The organism is Ruania alba (assembly GCF_900105765.1).
Taxonomy (GTDB): domain Bacteria; phylum Actinomycetota; class Actinomycetes; order Actinomycetales; family Beutenbergiaceae; genus Ruania; species Ruania alba.
In genome coordinates, this window is sequence record NZ_FNTX01000002.1 from 875,332 (window position 1) to 891,132 (window position 15,801).

A 15,801-nucleotide genomic window follows, 5' to 3' on the forward strand; every position below is an offset into this window, starting at 1 on the left:
TCCGCCCCCGGCTAGTGTGGCTGTCATGCGTTTCCTCGCACGCTACGTCACCGGCGCACTCGCCGTCGTAGGAGCGGCCGCTCTCGTCGGCTGCTCCTCGCCCGCGTCGCTGGGCGAGGAGTATGCGTGGAACTCCATCGACAATCTGCTCGCTCCGGCGGTCTTCAATTCGCACGCCTATGACGTTGTGCAGTTCGCCGAACGCGTCCAAGCTGCTACCGAGGACCATGAGATCGTCATGCTCGGCGTTGAGGAAGTGGACGCCGACGAGCAGGTGGCAGGCGAGCCGATCGGTTGGATCACTGTTGGCCTGACCGCCCCCGACACGCGAGCGGCGCAAGGGTACTGGAACTCACCGGCCGAGCAGGACCCAGGGCCCTACTGCTTCCGGGTCACGTTCACCAATTGGGGCGTGGATGATGTCAGCAGCGCGGATTGTCCGGACTCGCTCGTGGCCGTACCCGCACCGCCGTCTGAGCGCCCGCGGGTCGCCGTGAACGCCGAGGAGGCCGTGCGGTCGGTGTTGACAGATTTGCCCGACGACCTGCCGTCAGAGGCGGATGTTGTTGCGGCGGTGACCGCCCTGTTGGAGCCGCACTCGAACGGCGTGACACCGCTCGCACAGGTCACGGCAAGCATCGAGGGCCGGGCGGTCGCCGTGGCCACGGGCGACGACGACTGCGTCCTCATGGCGCGCTATGCGACCGGCGAGGTAGACGCCGTGTACGTTCCGTCCGTCTATCTAGAGCGCGGCGAGCTCGGCTGCAGGGCCAGCACAGCGTTCGCAGATCTGCGGCCGCCGCACTGACCGCCACCTCGGCACCGTCGAGAACTCGCCGCGAAAGCGGCAGGAATAGTCAGGATGACGATCGGCCAGTGGCCGGCGCGGCGCCCGACGGACCCGTATCGGTTCGCCGTCAGTACGGGGTGACGAAGTTGATCCAGCCCTGCACAACTCCGAACCCGACGATCGCCACGACGACGAGGATCACCATCGCCGCACCGGTCAACCACCAGCGGCGACGCCCCACGGTCAAGGCGAGAGCGATCGACCCCGCGTAGACCCCCGCGATGATGATCGTCCACAGCACCCCGGTAGACGCCCGGTCTGCGACAGTGCAGCCCGGCGGCGGTGGATAGATCGCGGGGCAGGGAACTCCGACGGGGACCGCCACCAACCAGATCGCGGCCAAGGCGACCACCAAGACGACAGTTGCGAGAGCCACCCACCATCGCGCCCGAGCACCGCGCGATACCGCGGTTGAGCCATCATCGGTCATAACTCGATGCTAATCCGCCCCCTGGAGCGGCAACAGTGTGGATGACGGCATCGGTCGTGCTCGCAAGGTGTGGCTGCAGTGAGCGGATGCGCTGGGAGCGTTCAGGCCGCCGCCCGCTCCGCCTGCCGACGCCCCGCCAGAATCAACCCCACGAACGCTGCCGCCGCGGCGAGCATCAGCACCCCGTTGCCGGCGAGCACGAGCGTCCATCCGTGACCGAACCCGTCCACAGCCACCGACTCGCTGATCGCGGCGACGTCACCGGTGGCGAGGCGGTCCGCCGTCTGCGGTCCGACCCGGGCGGCGATTGCGACCACTAGGCCCGCCCCGAACAGGGCGAGCACGATGGAGGTCGCTCCTGAGCGCATCGTGTTCAGCAGGCCTGAGGCCATGCCGATGCGGTCGTGGTCGATGCGGGACATCAGCTGGGCGTCGCTCAGCGCCGTCAGTGAGCCGATCGCGAAGCCGAGGGCCGCCGTCGGGATGAGCGCCACCCACACCTCACCCACGGTGGCCAGCAGGGCAAAGGTGAGGTACGCCGTCGCGGCAAGGGTGAGGCAGCCGGCGGCGATCTTCGGGGCGGAACCACCGCGATTCACCCAGCGGGAGACGATCATCGGCACCACGAACAGCGGGATGGTGAACGCGAGCATCCAGGTGCCGGCGGCGGCCGCGTTCAGGCCGTGCACCACCAGCAGGTAGGTCGGCAGATAGACCGTGAACCCTGTCATTCCCGCCGTTGCCATCACCGCGCTGATCAGCCATGCCGAGGTGATGCGGTCGCGCAGCAGGCTCAGCTCCAGCAACGGAGCGGACACGCGCAGCGCGCGCACGATGAACAGGGTCAGCACCACAGCCGCGCCGACGAGCTGGCCGCCACCCACCGCCGTGTTGCCGGAGGTCATCGTCGAGATGCCCAGGAGCAGCAGGCTCAGCCCGACGATCAGCATCCCCGCACCGAGCAGGTCGAACGGGCGCGGCTTCTCGGCTCGCGTCTCCTTGATGAGGAACGTGCTCGCCACCATCAACAGCGATGCGGCCGCGAGCACCCCGAACGTGCCACGCCACCCGACGGCATCCACAATCCATCCCGCGGCCGAGGGTCCGATCGCCATCCCGATCCCGCCGGCAGCACCACAGAGCGCGAACGCCTTCACCCGGTCCGAGCCGGTGAAAGAGGTGGTCAGCACCGCGGCACCACAGGCCATCAGGCCCGCCGAACCCACACCGGCGCTGATCCGCGCGACATTGAGCAACACGATCGTGGGGGCGATCGCCGAGATGGCGATGCCGGCGGTGTAGACGCAGGCGGCCACGCGCAGCACCAGCCGCCGCCCGAACCGGTCCCCGAGGGCGCCGGCGATCAGCACCAAGCAGGTGGTCGCCAGCAGATACCCGGTCACGAACCACTGCATCGCAGCCGGTCCGGCCTGCAGCTCCGCCGAGATCGACGGCAGCGAGATCGCCGTGCCGGAGGCGGTCAAGGTTCCCACCACGTACCCCGACAGCACGCAGAACAACGCGGCCCACTGGCGCGCCGTCCACCCTCGACCGCGCGCGGCCCGGCGGGTCCGCAACCGAGCCGCAAGGCGGCGCGCAGGAGCGTGCTGAACGGGAGAGGTCACGGGCTCCCAGCCTACTGGCGGGCCCGGGCGTCGGTCGATGTGATTGTTACGACACCGGGCGCCACCTAGGCACCACGCCGGCCCCTCAGCCGGACCGGTGTGCGTCCCGCAACGTCCGCTCGCGGACCCCGGCCAGGTGCGTGGTCATCGTCGCCACCGCCTGCTCCCGGTCCCCGGCCGCGATCGCCTGCAGCACCGCGTCATGCTCGGCGATCGCCCGGTCGGCGTCGCTGTGACGCTGCTCGACGAACTGCCGCAACCGTTCACCGTGGATGCCGATGTGCCCGGACATCTGCTGCAGGTACCGGTTGCCGGTGGCAGCGAGGATGGCGTCGTGGAAGGCCCGGTCCGCCGCCAGGTAGGCCCGCAGGCCCGCCACGTCGCCGGCGTCCCGCAGCTGCTCCGCCTGACGGCGTTGCTCACCCAGGTGGTCCGCGAGCGCCTGTGCCAGATCCGGCCAGGCGTCCTCCGTGACCGCCTGCAGCGCCCCCACCTCGAGCAGCACCCGCGCGTCGAACAGCTCCGCGATCGCCTCCTCGGTCATCGGCGGCGCCACCTTGTATCCGCGCAGCGCACTCCGGGTCACCAGACCGGTGGCCTCCAGGTGCACCAGCGCCTCCCGGATCGGCGTGGGGGAGACGTCCAACCGGGTGGCGAGAGCCTCGATGCCGAGCTGCTGTCCCGCCTCCAGCTCCCCGGCCACCAGCAGCGTGAGCAGGGCGTCATACACCTCGTCGCGCAGCGCGCGCCGCGAAGCCCGTTGCCCCCTGGTGCCCGGTGACGTCACGCCCGGCTCACATCCGCTCCGGTGCCGCGATCCCCAGCAGGTCCAGCCCCTGGGCCAGGGTGCGCCGGGTCAGGTCCACCAGCGCCAGCCGGCGCTCGCGCACCGAGCCTTCCGAAGCCAGCACCGGGCACGCCTCGTAGAAGTCGGTGAACGCACGCGACAGGTCATACAGGTACGTGGTGAGCCGGTGCGGCTCCAGGTCCTCGGCCACCGCGGCGAGCACATCGCCCAGACCGTCGATCGCGAGCACCAGGGCCCGCTCGGCCGGCTCCAGGGCGACGTCACTGAGCGCGGAGGGAACGCCGTCGGGAACTGTCAGGCCGCGCTCGGCGGCCCGGCGCAGGATGGAGACCATCCGGGTGTGCGCGTACTGCAGGTACACCCCGGTGTTGCCGTTGAAGGCGGTCATCCGCTCCGGGTCGAAGACGTAGTCCTTGGTGCGCGAACCGGAGAGATCGGCGTACTTGACCGCGCCGATCCCCGCCTGCTCGGCGATCTCGGTCAGCGCCGCCTCGTCCAGCTCGGTGCCCTTGGCCTCGGCCCCCTCGCGGACCACCGTCTCGGCAGCAGCGACGGCCATGTCCAGCAGGTCCATCAGCCGCACGGTGTCCCCGGCGCGGGTCTTGAAGGGCTTGCCGTCCGGGCCGAGGATCGAGCCGAAGGAGATGTGCCGGGCGTCCACGTCCTCGCTGAGCCATTCGGCGCGGCGGCCCGCCTCGAACAGCAGCCGGAAGTGCAGGGTCTGCCGGGCGTCCACCAGGTAGAGGATCCGGTCCGCCTCGAGCTCGTCGATTCGGTACTTCAACGTGGCCAGGTCGGTGGTGTCGTAGCCGTAGCCGCCGTCCCGCTTGCGCACCATCAGGGCAGCGGGTTGGTCGTCGGGGCCTTTCACGTCCTCCGAGAGCACCACGAGGGCGCCGTCGGAGGTCTCGGCGATGCCGGCCTGCTCCAGCTCGGCGGCCACACCGTCGAGCATGGTGTTGTAGGAGGACTCGCCGCGGGAGTCCTCGGCGCGCAGCAGGATCCCGAGCCGGGCGTACACCTCGTCGAAGTAGAACTCCGACTCGTCCACGATCTCCTTCCAGACCATCAGGGTCTCTTCATCCCCGGCCTGCAGGGCCACCACGCGGGCCCGCGCGCGGTCGGCGAACGCCTCGTCGGCGTCGAAGGCCTTGCGGGCTGTCTTGTACAGGGTGTCCAGGGCGGAGACGGTGGTGGCCTCCGAATCGTCAGCTAGATCGCTGTGCCGCCACGGGTGCTCCGGGTGCTCAGTGATGTACTGGATCAGCATCCCGAACTGGGTGCCCCAGTCACCCAGGTGGTTCTGCTTGATCACGTCCGAGCCGAGGAAGCTCAGCACCCGGGTGAGCGCGTCGCCGATCACCGTGGAGCGGATGTGCCCCACGTGCATCTCCTTGGCGATGTTCGGCCCGGAGTAGTCGATCACCGTGCGCACGCCCGCCTGCGTGGCCGGCACCCCGAGGCGTGCGGAGCCGCGCCGTGCCTCCACCTGGGACCACAACGCGTCGTCGGAGATCGTCAGGTTCAGAAAGCCCGGTCCGGAGATCTCCACATTCCCGACGGCGGAGCCTGCGGTGATCTGTTCGCTCACCGTGGTGCCCACCTCGCGCGGGTTCGCCCCGACCTTCTTCGCCAGCGCCAGGGCGGCGTTGGCCTGCAGGTCGGCGTGGTCGCTCGGGCGGATCAGCGGGTCGGCGCCGGCCTGCTCGGGGTAGGCGGCCGTGATGGCCGCACCCACGGCGTCGGTGAGCTGCTGGGAGAGCGAGGGGACGGCGTCGGGGGCGGGGGAGATCTCAGACACGCCTGTCATCATCCCACTAACCTCCCGCGCACAGAATCACTCGTCGATCTGGTGGGTGAGCGGCGGGAGCTGTTGGCGAGGCATCAGCCGGCGCCCGATGCTGCCGCAGGTGTGCGTATCGCTGGCGGTTGGGTCCCACGAACTCTCCACCGGTGCTGGGATGGCGCGCCGACCACTCAGCGTGCGTGACCGTTCCCCCACACCTCGGCGGCGGGGTTCCAGTCGCCTTCCGCCGTCGTGGACAGGACGGGGTCAGCGAAGCCCGCGACTGCGGTGAGCGCGTCGGCAAATGCCTCGGGGAGCTCGTCTTCGCGGTGGGATCGGGTGCGCCAGGCGCGCCATTTCTGCTGCGATCGCTCGGCCATCGAAGCGAGTGCGGGCAGCAGGGTCCTCAGCGCGACCTGACGGTGCTCAGCGACGGCTTCCATTGATGCGCGGAGTTCTGTGGCATTCACGGTGTGCAGGCGGGTCAACGTGTAGACGTCGGCAAAGTCGCGCCAGCGCGTGTTGGCGACGCCGCGGTCGATGGCAGTGACGAGCTTCTCGGCTAGCACCATCGTGAGCGGATAGCCCAGCAACCTGACCGGCGGGAGCCCGAGAGGCACGACGCGGGGTAGATCGATGATGCGCGGTGCCGGCCAGATCGGGTCGCCGAAGTTCACGTCGATCCCGACCGTCAGCCGCGCTGTGCCGAGCGTCGCGGAGAGCTTGACCCGCACTCCGGCGTACTCGTCCTCGTCACGGATCCGCGTCGCGGTGACGCTGGCGGGGTCGAACACGAGGCCGTCGTCGACATCCAGGGCTGTGATGGCGCGGACGCGCTCGGCGACCTCCCCGGGATCGCTGGTGAGGCGGGTGGCTTGCAGGTCGATGTCCTTCGTCGGGCGGCGCGCTGCGAACGCGGCGAGGAGGACACCGCCCTTCAGCACGAGGTCGTCCCGGTACTCGGAGATTGCGATCCGTGCCAGGAGCCCTTCGAGTGCGTACAGGGTCATCAGCTCCTGCACGTCCCCACCGGTCCTCCGGGCGACGCCACGGATGGCAATGGTCGCGTCGCCTGCTGGGGTGCCGTGCTGTGGATTCGGGCTCACAACAGCACCTCAAGGGCGTGCAGGATCGCTGGGCGCGCCTTCGGGAAGTTCTCCGCCAGTGCCAGTAACTTCGCAGGGCTACTCCCGCGCCTGCGTAGCCATTGCTTGAGCGCACCGAGTGCGAGGTCACTGCCCCAGGCGTGTCTCAGCCGGAACACGTCGATCAGAGTGCGCTCTGCGGAGTACAGGCCGATGGACAGCCCGCTCGGCAGTGGGTGCTCGCCGCGGCCGATGCCGAACGTGTCAGTGTTGAAGTGATGCCAGGTGATGGGCGCGTGATGCACGGCGGCCGGCTGCGTGCCGCGCGGGATGGCGACGTCGCTCCGCGTGGGGATCTCGTCGGTCAATTCGTGCAGCGACAGTGCCGTGAGTAGGCACAGCGTCGCGTCAGGCTTCTTTGCGGCTGCAGCGATCCACGCTGCCGTCGTGTCGTCTGTGAGCCCTGTGCGCAGGAACAGGCCGGGCGCGATGCGTTCAAACGTCCCGGACTGGATCAGCCGGTCGAGTCCGTGCCGGGTGAGGCCTCGTGTCGCCAGGTCGTCGTACCGCAGCAGATCGGGCAGCGTCGTGGTGGTCACCACAACCTCCAATCCAACAGAATCCATCACAGATATAGCGTATCTGTGATGGATTCTGATGGCTAGCGCGCCTCGCACCGCTGCCTTGGTGCCACTCCTCGTCGCTTCCACGAGCGTGAGGCGACGAGCGGTGGCACCTACCGCCCCGGCTAGGTGCCGGTGGTTGTCGCCTCATGTGAACGAGGGCGACGACGATCGGCACCTACTGGCTCAGCTGCGGAACCACGCCTTCAGCGCCGGGTACAGCTGGGCGTAGGACTGCGAGGCGGGCGCATAGACCGCCACCAGCTCCGGGGTCGGCTGGACCCGCCGCTCCACGCCCGCCATCGACTCGGCCGCAGCCGCCACCCCACCGGGAACGAGATCCACGGCGCTCGCGGCCAGGATCGCCGCACCGAGCGCGGTGGCCTCGGTGGTGGCGCTGATCGCCAGCGGCCGGTTCAGCACGGAGGCGAGGATCTCGATCCACGCGCGGGAGGCAGACCCGCCGCCGAGCACCACGATCTCCTCCACCCGCCCGGCCGGCACCTCCAGCCGGTCCAGCAGCACCTTCGTCTCGAACGCCAGGCCCTCCAGCACGGCTCGGTAGAACTCGCCGGCCCCGTGACTCTCGGTGAACCCGGCGAACGTGCCTCGCGCCTGGTCATCCCAGAACGGGGTGGCCGAGCCACTCAGGTAAGGCAGGTAGCGCAGGCCGCCGGCACCGGGCGCGGTCGTGGCCAGCAACTCCTCGAGGTCGGCCGGATCCTCTGGGATCGCCCCGCGAACGCCTTCCGGAACCACGCCACCGAGAGCGCCCCGGAGTTGATGAAGCCCTCGATGGTCACGCCCTCACCGAGCGGCGAGCCGAGCAGCCGGTAGTCCCAGCTGGCGTCTGCCCCCTCGGCGGCGTGCACCCCCAGCGTGATCGACGTGCCCAGGCTCAGGTAGGCCAACCCCTTCCGGGAAACCCCGGCCCCCAGCCCACCGCTCTGTCCGTCCCCGGCGCCGGCCACCACCGGCAGGCCCTCCGGCAGTCCGGTGAGCTGTGCCACCTGCGCCGTGAGGTGCCCGACCACACCGCCGGGCGGGACGAGCGCCGGCATCTGCTCCCGGCGTAGCCCCACCCGCGTGAGCAGCTCCTCCGACCAGTCGTTGGTGGACATGTCCACCAGGCCCATCGGGTCCGCGGACGCCGTGGATGTCGCGAGGGTCCCGGTCAACCGGTGGCTCAGGAAGGCGTGCACATCGGCCACGTGCCGTGCCGCCGTCAGCGTCTCCGGCTCGTGGTCGGCGAGCCAACCGAGCTTGTAGAAACTGGGCGTGGTCGATGGGGGTTTGCCCGAGATGCGGTGCGCCGTGTCGTCGCCGAGCCGCTCTACCTGGGCTCCCGCCCGGGCATCGAGCCAGAGCATCGCCGGCCGTAACGGCTGCAACTGCTCGTCCAGGCAGACGAAGGACTCCCGCTGATGCGTGATTCCGATCGCGCGCACCGTGTGCCCGGCTTCCGCCAGCTCGCCTGCCGCGCCGGTGAGCACGTCCAGCGTGGAGTCCCACCACTGCTCGGCGTCCTGCTCGTGCCAGGTCGGCTCGGGGGAGTGCCGGTCGATCGCGGCGCGCGCCAAGGCGTGCACCTGCCCGTCGGGCCCGAACGCCACGGCCTTCGTGCCCGTGGTGGAGGCGTCGATCCCGATCACCACGTCCATGTGCTGCAACTCCTTCGTTGTCATTCCCGACGGCGGCCCTCGCCTGATCACGCACGCGCACCTGGTCTCACACTCGCGCGTGGCCGCACTCGCACCTGATCACGCACTCGCACGTGACCGAGTGCGGCCCATTGTGGCTATATCTCGAAGTATGAGCGAAATCGGCCGCACTCGCGGATAGGGGGTGGGGCTAGAGGGCCTGCCGGATCACGGTGAGTGGGTCGGCGGCGCCGTCCAGCACCGCCCTGATCGCTGCTAGCAGGGTGAGCCGGTCGGCGATGCTCTGGAGCTGGGTGGTCACCAACGTCTCGGCGAGCCCGCTGGCGGCGACGCCTTCGACCGTCTGGCCGGCCTCGCGCATCCGCTCCAGCGCTTCCGGTGCCGACTCTCCGGCACCGATCCGGGCGCCGTAGACCTTGTTCCGGCCCGAGAGCCCCGTGACCTCCAGGTCCCCGACGCCGGGGAGCCCGAAGGCCGTCTCTACCCGGCCACCGAGCGCCTCGGCCACCAGCCCCATCTCCTGGGAAGCCTTCGCGAAGATCGCGGACTTGAGGTTGTGCCACGGCTCACCGGTGGACTGCTCCAGCCCGTCGGCGAAGCCGAGCGCGATGGCGTACACGTTCTTCAGCGGGGCGCACACCTCCAGCCCGGCCTCGTCGTCGCTGACGTTGGGCCGGTAGTCCGGGGTGCGCATGACATCGGCTAGCCGGCCAGCTGCCTGCCCACCGTCGGTGGACGCGAACGCCGTCGCGGTGAAGCGCCCCGCGGCCACCTCGTTCGCCTTGCACGGTCCACCGATCGCCACCACGACGGCGCCGGAGTCCTCGATCGCCTCGCGCACGGCCTCCGGCATCAAGGCGATGGACCCATCGGCGCGCTGGTGGAAGCCCTTGCTCACCAGCCCCAGCGTGGGGCGGTGCGCCAGGTGGGCAGCAGCGAGCCTGCTGACCTCCAGCACACCCCCCGAGGCGACGGCCACGATCACCGCGTCCGAGCCGGCGAGCGCGTCGGCGATCCGGTCGCTGGTGAACACCTCGGTCCCCTCGGCCAGGGCCACCTTCGTTCCTGGGTGCGGGCCGCCGTCGGCGAGCTCGGCAAGGAAATGGTCATCGAACCAGGTGCCCCACAGGGCCACCTGATGACCGTTCGCGCGCAGCGGGGTGGCCAGGGCCGATCCCATGGCGCCGGCACCGAGGATCGTCACGCGCGCCATCAGGGCACCAGCGCAAACTTCGAGCCGCGCCCGGCGGCCATGTCTTCCAGGCTGTCCACGAGTGCCTCCAGGGGTCGTGTCTCGGTGATCAGGGACATCCCGTCCACCCGCCCGGTGGCCAGCAGCTTCACCGCAGTGGCCACGTACCGGGGCTGGTGGTGGAAGACGCCCTTCATGGTGAGTTCCTCGTAGTGCACCCGCGAGGTGTCCACGCTCATCAGCGCACCCTTCGGGGTGCCACCGAACCAGACGGCGGTGCCTCCCGGGCGCACCGTGTCCAGCGTCTGCTCCCACACCGGAGGCAGGCCGACGGCTTCGATGCCCACGTCCGCGCCGCGCTCGCCCGGCGTGTGCTCGCGGATCGCCTCCAGGCGGGCGTCATCGTCGAGGTCGGTGATGTTCACGGTGTGCTCGGCGCCCGCGGCGAGTGCCTGCTCCAGGCGCCAGGCGCTCTGGTCCACGCTGATCACGTGCGCACCGCGCAGGGTGGCCAGGCGCACGAACATCAGCCCGATCGGGCCGGCGCCGTGCACCACCACGGAGTCGCCGAGGCGGATTCCGGACTCGTCCATCCCGTGCACCACGGTGGCGAGCGGTTCCAGCGGAGCGGCCGCCTCGAACGGCAGGGTGTCCGGGATCTCGTAGGTGTTGCGGGCCACGATGGGGGCGGGCACCACGATCTCCTCGGCGAAGGCGCCGTTCAGGAAGAGCAGGTTCTCGCACAGGCTCTCCCGGCCGATGGTGCACGCCCAGCAGTGCCCGCACGGGGCGGTGTTGGCGGCGACCACGCGCATCCCGGGAGTGAAGTTCTCCACGCCGTCGCCCACCTCGGTGACCACCCCGGCGAACTCGTGCCCGAACCGGGCCGGCAGGGTGGGGAACAGCTTCGGGTGCCCGCGGCGGTAGGACTTCAGGTCGGTGCCGCAGGTGGCGGCGGCGCGCACCTCGACGGCGATCTCGCCCGGGCCGGGCTGCTCCCGCTCGATCTCCTCGATCGCGAGCTCACCGGGGCCGCGGAAGATGGCGGCCCTCATCGCAGGCGCCCGGATGGCTCGCAGGTGTGGTTCAGCATCCTGTCAACTCTCCTGTTCGGTTTCAGCGACGATGACGGTCTCGACGTGGTCGCGCAGGCGCCGCAGGTCGTCGGGATCGATACTGTCGTCGACGACGACGGCATCCATCTCGGCCAGACCTGCCTGGCGGTGCAGGGCACGCCGGGAGAACTTGGTGTGGTCGACCAGCAGCACCGACCGGGCGGCCTGGTCGATCAGGGTCCGCTTGACCTGCAGCGGCCCCTCTTCGGGGTGGAAGATCGCGCCCTGCCCGACGGCGGTGGCCGAGAGGAAGAACACGTCGATCTGGATCGAGCGGATCGCCTCGTGCGTACTCGATCCCTGGAACGACTGGAAGGCGGGGGAGAAGGTTCCGCCCAGGCCGAACATCGTGGCGTGCTCGGACGCGGCCACCTGCTCGATCACGGGGAGGAAGTTCGAGACGATCGTCAGGCCGTCACGGGCTGCGAGCTCGTCGACCAGGGTGAGCGCACTGGTGGAGTCATCGAGGGCCACTACCCGGGGGGCGTCGAGCGCGTCCAGCCACGCCAGCGCGGCGGCGGCCATCGCCCGCTTCTGCGGGAGCATGTGATGCCGGCGCAGCGCCACGTTACGTTCCACCTCCTCGATCGGGGTGGCCTTGGCGCCGGAGCGCACCTTCGAGACGACACCGCGGGCGTCGAGCTCGTCCAGGTCCCGGTGGATGGTCATCGCCGTGACGCCGAAGTGCTCGGCGAGCTCGTCGATGCGGATAAATCCCTTGGCCGAGACGATCTCGGAGATCTCGCTACGTCGCTCCTGCGCGGCCTGGCGCCGTCTCATGCTGCCTCCTCGCGATCACCTGTCGTCATCGGCCAAGTGTGACCTCTGCAGGGAATCTAACACAATGAATGTTAGATGAAAACACTTGTACCGTTAGGAATCATGCTCTACAGTCGCTTTTCATGTGATGCGCGATGTAGCGCTGACCGAGACAGCAGCGACCGAGACAGAGACACGCATACCGAGACGAAGGGGTCCCGCGTGGTACCAGCACTACAAGTGGAAGGCCTGTTCAAGGCCTTCGGCGGTGTGCCCGTCCTGCATGACCTGAGCTTCTCCGCCGAGCCCGGGTCCGTGGTGGTGCTCGCCGGTGAGAACGGCGCGGGGAAGTCCACGCTGTTCAACATCGTGATGGGCCGCCTGCCCGCCGACTCGGGAACGGTGACCCTCCGCGGAACCGAGCTGACCCACCCCTCGCCCCGCCACGCACGCGACCTCGGGGTCGCGCTCGTGCCTCAGGAACTGGCGCCATACGAGGACCTCACGGTGGCCGAGAACATCGCCGTCGGACGGGAGCCGCGCGCCGCAGGGTTCATCCTGCGTCGTCGGCAGATGCGAGCCCACGCCCGCGAGCTGCTCGCGGAGTTCGACGTCGACGTCGACCCGGACCTGCCGATGAACCGGCTGTCGGTGGCGTTGACCCAGATCGTGGAGATCGTGAAGGCCACCAGCTCCGGGGCGAAGGTCCTGCTGCTGGACGAGCCGACCTCCTCGATCCCCGAGGCGGAGGTGGAGCGGCTCTACCAGGTGATCCGCCGGCTCCGCGATCGCGGGGTCGCCATGGTCTACACCACGCACCGGATGCAGGAGATCGAGGCCATCGCCGACCGGGTGGTCGTCCTCCGCGATGGCGGACTCACGCTCGACGAACCGGCACGAGACGTCCAGCCCCACCAGATCGTCACCGCGATGATCGGCCGCGAGCTCGGCACCATGTTCCCCGAGCGTCCCGCGCCCGGGACCACGCCGGCCCTGGAGGTCACCGAGCTGCAACGCCGGCCGGGCCGGCCCACCGTCAACCTCACGGTTCACGCCGGTGAGGTGGTCGGTCTCGGCGGGCTGGTGGGCGCCGGGCGCTCAGCCACCCTGCAGGCGATCTTCGGTGCGAGACGGGCCGCCGCCGGCACCGTCACCGTGAACGGACACGCCCTGCATCGGCAGACCACGCGGGCCTCTATCGACGCCGGCCTCGCTTTCGTCCCGGAGGACCGCAAGCGGGATGGCCTGGTGCTCGGCCGCTCGATCCTGGACAACATGACCCTGCCCTACATCTCCGACTACTCCCGCTTCGGGGTGATGGCTGGTGGGGCACGTACTGCGGCCGCCACCCGGCACGTGGAGGACATGGGGCTGCGCTACCGCTCCCTGCAGCAACTCACCGAGACCCTCTCCGGTGGGAACCAGCAGAAGATCGTCATCGCGCGCTGGATGGACCGCTCCCCGGCGGTGCTCCTGCTCGACGAGCCCACCCGCGGCGTGGACGTCGGTGCGCGGAGCGAGATCTACCGCATCATCAGTGAGCTCGCGGCGACGGGCCTCGGCGTGCTCGTCGCGAGCTCGGACATGCCCGAGCTCATCGGACTGACCCACCGGGTGCTCGTCATGCGTGACGGCGCGATCGCCGGCGAGCTCGACCGAGCCGACCTCGATGCCCCCGATGCCCAAGCTCGCATCTTCCATCTGGCCAGCGGCGAGGACGCCGCCCGCCACACGACCGAGGAGAGTCGATGACCAGAACCATGCCCGCGTTCGCCGCGAACTTCCGCCAGTTCACCGAGGGCAAGTCCGCGCGCGAGGTGGCCACGGCGCTGCTCGTGCGCAACGCGATGGTGCTCATCCTGCTGGTGGTGATCTGCTACTTCGCCTATCGCAGCGCGCGCTTCGCCACGCTCGACAACGTCACCACCATCCTTATCGCTGCCGCACCGTTTGCCCTGATCGCCCTCGGGCAGACGCTGGTGATCCTCACCGGCGGGATCGATCTCTCGGTCGGATCGGTGATCGCCGTCAGTGCGATGAGTGCGGCCTGGATCGCGGTCCGGGTCCCTGACCAGCTCTGGCTCGCGCCGGTGGTGGCGACCGGTGTGGGACTGCTGGCGGGCGCCGTCAACGGACTGCTGGTGAGTAGATTCTCCGTGCCACCGTTCGTGGCCACGCTGGGGATGCTCACCGCCGCCTCCGGCTTCGCCTACGCTATCGGCAATGGCGCACCGATCAACGGCGTGCCTGCCGGGTACGGCGCCTTCGCCAACAGCGAGGTGCTCGGGATGAAAATCCCGGTGCTGCTGATGATCGTCGGCTTCATCACCTTCTGGTTCGTGCTCCGGCACACCACCTTCGGACTGCGCATCTACGCCATCGGCGGCAACGCCAGCGCCGCATCGCTCGCCGGTGTCCCCACCGAGCGCACCCGCGTCTGGGTGTATCTGATCAGCGGAGGCCTGGCCGGCATCTCCGGACTGATGATCTCCTCCCGGGTGATCTCCGGAGCCCCCACGCTCGGCCAGGGCTACGAACTGGACGCGATCGCCGCCGTCGTGATCGGTGGCGCCAGCCTCTTCGGCGGCCGTGGCACCGTCTGGGGCACCCTGCTCGGCCTGATGCTCATCCAGACCCTGAACAACGGTCTGCAGATCCTCGTGATCCCCCCGTACTGGCAGGCCGTCATCAAGGGCGCCCTGATCGCGGCTGCGGTCGCCATCGACGTCTGGGCCACCAGACGCACCCGTTCCTGACCAATCCCCCCTACCCCGCAAGAGATTCACCACCTGCAAGGAGGCACCACGGTGCGACACACGAAGACAACCATGATCGCGGCCGCTCTCGGCGGCGGGCTGCTGCTCGCCGGATGCGGCGCCGGTGATCCGAACGCCGGTGACGACGGTCTGCGGATCGGCGTCTCTGTCTACGACATGAGCTCGTTCATCACCCAGGGCCAGGAAGGGATGGAGGCCTACGCCGAAGCGAACGACATCGAGCTGCTGTGGAACTCCGCCGGGCTCGACGTCTCCACCCAGGCCGACCAGCTCGACCAGTACGTCAACGCCGGCGTGGACGCGATCGTCGTGGTCCCGGTGCAGGCCGACTCCCTCGGTCCACAGCTCGTCGCCGCCTCCGATGCCGGCATCCCCGTGATCCCGGTGAACGCGGCCCTCGACGACACGAGCAACGTCACCGCCTCGGTGCTGCCCGACGACGTCGCCGCCGGGGAGAGCGAGGCGCAGATGATGGTCGACGAGCTCGGCGGTGAGGGCAACGTCGTCATCCTGCAGGGCCCGCTCGGCCAGTCCGCCGAGCTCGACCGCACCGAGGGCATCGAGAACGTGCTCGCGGAGAACCCCGATATCGAGGTCCTCGCCATGGACACCGCGAACTGGACCCGGGACGAGGCCGTGAACCTGATGGCCAACTGGATCTCCGCCTTCGGTGAGGACATCGACGGCGTCATTGCCGAGAACGACGACATGGGTCTGGGCGCCCTGCAGGCGCTGAACGAAGCCGGGATGAGCGTGCCGATCGTCGGCATCGACGGTATCGAGGACGGTCTGGCCGCCGTCGCCGACGGCGACTTCATCGGCACCCACCTCCAGCACGGACGGGTCGAGCTCGGCGCCGGGCTGGCCGTGGCCGAGCGGGCCGCGAACGGTGCGGACGTCGAGGAGCTCTACACCTACGTCATGCCCACGGTGACGCCGGACAACGTCGAGGACGTGCAGGCCAACGTGGTCACCGACGTGGAGGCCTTCCTGGAGCGACTGCCGGAGCTGATCGAGAGCAACCTCGAATCCGGCGACCTGTCGAACGAGGAGTGACCCACCGCCGTCGGGTGCCGTTCCCGGCACCCGA

At 69.5% G+C, this 15,801-nt stretch carries 15 protein-coding genes; 4 read left to right on the top strand and 11 right to left on the bottom strand.

The genetic code is table 11. From position 1 onward, the window contains the following. Positions 1-25 precede the first annotated feature (25 nt). Positions 26-808, top strand: coding sequence for a hypothetical protein (locus BLU77_RS14450; protein ID WP_139177785.1), 783 nt, complete (start codon positions 26-28; stop codon positions 806-808). Between the two features lie 109 nt (positions 809-917). On the opposite strand, the gene BLU77_RS14455 is transcribed toward BLU77_RS14450, so the two are convergent. The 11 genes from BLU77_RS14455 to BLU77_RS14505 form a co-directional block, all read right to left on the bottom strand. Beyond that, positions 918-1,226: a hypothetical protein gene (locus tag BLU77_RS14455; RefSeq protein ID WP_139177786.1), complete on the bottom strand. Its 309-nt coding sequence runs from the start codon at positions 1,224-1,226 to the stop codon at positions 918-920. A gap of 155 nt (positions 1,227-1,381) precedes the next feature. Next, positions 1,382-2,905 (bottom strand): MFS transporter, encoded by a 1,524-nt coding sequence (locus BLU77_RS14460; protein WP_175477116.1) that lies wholly within the window; start codon positions 2,903-2,905, stop codon positions 1,382-1,384. 85 nt (positions 2,906-2,990) lie between these two features. Continuing rightward, positions 2,991-3,692 carry a GntR family transcriptional regulator gene (locus BLU77_RS14465; RefSeq protein WP_089773799.1) on the bottom strand — a complete coding sequence of 234 codons (702 nt, stop codon included), beginning with the start codon at positions 3,690-3,692 and terminating at the stop codon, positions 2,991-2,993. A 7-nt stretch (positions 3,693-3,699) separates the two neighbouring features. After that, positions 3,700-5,514 (bottom strand): arginine--tRNA ligase, encoded by a 1,815-nt coding sequence (gene argS / locus BLU77_RS14470; RefSeq protein ID WP_245708874.1) that lies wholly within the window; start codon positions 5,512-5,514, stop codon positions 3,700-3,702. 176 nt (positions 5,515-5,690) lie between these two features. Further along, the gene (locus tag BLU77_RS14475) at positions 5,691-6,605 is read right to left on the bottom strand and encodes a nucleotidyl transferase AbiEii/AbiGii toxin family protein (protein WP_217632466.1); all 915 of its coding nucleotides are present in this window, start codon (positions 6,603-6,605) and stop codon (positions 5,691-5,693) included. After that, positions 6,602-7,183 (bottom strand): type IV toxin-antitoxin system AbiEi family antitoxin domain-containing protein, encoded by a 582-nt coding sequence (locus tag BLU77_RS14480; RefSeq protein WP_245708875.1) that lies wholly within the window; start codon positions 7,181-7,183, stop codon positions 6,602-6,604. Before BLU77_RS14480 ends, BLU77_RS14475 begins: the two co-directional genes overlap by 4 nt. Positions 7,184-7,393: 210 nt before the next feature. Continuing rightward, positions 7,394-7,909, bottom strand: a complete 516-nt coding sequence (locus tag BLU77_RS14485) for a xylulokinase (RefSeq protein WP_175477117.1) — start codon at positions 7,907-7,909, stop codon at positions 7,394-7,396. Continuing rightward, a complete protein-coding gene (locus BLU77_RS14490; RefSeq protein ID WP_175477118.1) occupies positions 7,855-8,868 on the bottom strand; it encodes a xylulokinase in 1,014 nt (337 codons plus the stop codon). Before BLU77_RS14490 ends, BLU77_RS14485 begins: the two co-directional genes overlap by 55 nt. A 190-nt stretch (positions 8,869-9,058) precedes the next feature. Beyond that, positions 9,059-10,081, bottom strand: a complete 1,023-nt coding sequence (locus BLU77_RS14495; RefSeq protein WP_089773803.1) for an NAD(P)H-dependent glycerol-3-phosphate dehydrogenase — start codon at positions 10,079-10,081, stop codon at positions 9,059-9,061. Beyond that, on the bottom strand, positions 10,081-11,115 hold the full coding sequence (locus BLU77_RS14500; protein WP_089773804.1) for a zinc-dependent alcohol dehydrogenase: 1,035 nt from the start codon (positions 11,113-11,115) through the stop codon (positions 10,081-10,083). The genes BLU77_RS14495 and BLU77_RS14500 overlap by 1 nt, the downstream gene beginning before the upstream one ends. 42 nt (positions 11,116-11,157) lie before the next feature. After that, positions 11,158-11,955: a DeoR/GlpR family DNA-binding transcription regulator gene (locus BLU77_RS14505; protein WP_089773805.1), complete on the bottom strand. Its 798-nt coding sequence runs from the start codon at positions 11,953-11,955 to the stop codon at positions 11,158-11,160. A 201-nt stretch (positions 11,956-12,156) separates the two neighbouring features. Between BLU77_RS14505 and BLU77_RS14510 the strand changes: the two genes are divergently transcribed. From BLU77_RS14510 to BLU77_RS14520, 3 genes are read left to right on the top strand one after another with little or no spacing between them, the layout of a single operon-like run. Further along, positions 12,157-13,686, top strand: coding sequence for a sugar ABC transporter ATP-binding protein (locus tag BLU77_RS14510; protein ID WP_245708876.1), 1,530 nt, complete (start codon positions 12,157-12,159; stop codon positions 13,684-13,686). Next, on the top strand, positions 13,683-14,690 hold the full coding sequence (locus BLU77_RS14515) for an ABC transporter permease (RefSeq protein WP_217632467.1): 1,008 nt from the start codon (positions 13,683-13,685) through the stop codon (positions 14,688-14,690). Before BLU77_RS14510 ends, BLU77_RS14515 begins: the two co-directional genes overlap by 4 nt. Before the next feature lie 51 nt (positions 14,691-14,741). Continuing rightward, the gene (locus BLU77_RS14520; protein ID WP_281242111.1) at positions 14,742-15,767 is read left to right on the top strand and encodes a substrate-binding domain-containing protein; all 1,026 of its coding nucleotides are present in this window, start codon (positions 14,742-14,744) and stop codon (positions 15,765-15,767) included. Positions 15,768-15,801 lie beyond the last annotated feature (34 nt).